Consider the following 570-nt stretch of genomic DNA (forward strand, 5'->3'; position numbering starts at 1 on the left):
CTCGCCCACCGGGGTCAGCCCCAGCGCCGCCGCCTCGCGCAGCATCACCGACGCCTCGCCCGCCAGCCCGAAATACAGCCTGATCCCCGAGTCCGCCGCCGCCCGCGCGATCGCCCGCGCCAGCGCCGCGTCCCGCACGGCCATGTTGTAGAGCATCCCGTGCGGCTTGACGTGCCGGAGCCGCACGCCCTCGCGCGCCGCTGCGGCTTTCAGCGCCTCGATCTGCTCGCGCACAAAGGCAGTCACCTCGTCTGGCGGAAAGTGCAGCTCCCGCCGCCCGAAGCCCTCGCGGTCGGGAAAGCCGGGGTGGGCGCCCGCCGCGACCCCGTGCCGCGCGGCGAGGCGCAGGCTGTCGCGCATCGTCTCTGCGTCCCCCGCGTGGCCCCCGCAGGCGATGTTCGCGCTGGTGACGTGGGGCATCACCAGCGCCTCGTGCGGGCTGCCCTCGCCCAGATCGGCGTTGAGGTCGGTGGTGTGCTGGCTCATGGCTCCTTGTACCACCACCGCAGCGCCGCCTCGGCCCCGCGCACCTCCCGCTCCCGTGCCCGCAGCGCGGCGTGCGCCTCCTCC

At 75.3% G+C, this 570-nt stretch carries 1 protein-coding gene; it reads right to left on the bottom strand.

Translation table 11 applies throughout. The features are described 5' to 3' along the window. Positions 1 to 486: LamB/YcsF family protein (locus QOL99_RS17480; RefSeq protein ID WP_285525687.1), on the bottom strand; the 486-nt coding region annotated here is incomplete at its 3' end. Between the last annotated feature and the right edge of the window lie 84 nt (positions 487 to 570).

This window comes from Deinococcus rhizophilus (genome assembly GCF_030271215.1).
GTDB classification, from domain to species: Bacteria; Deinococcota; Deinococci; order Deinococcales; family Deinococcaceae; genus Deinococcus; species Deinococcus rhizophilus.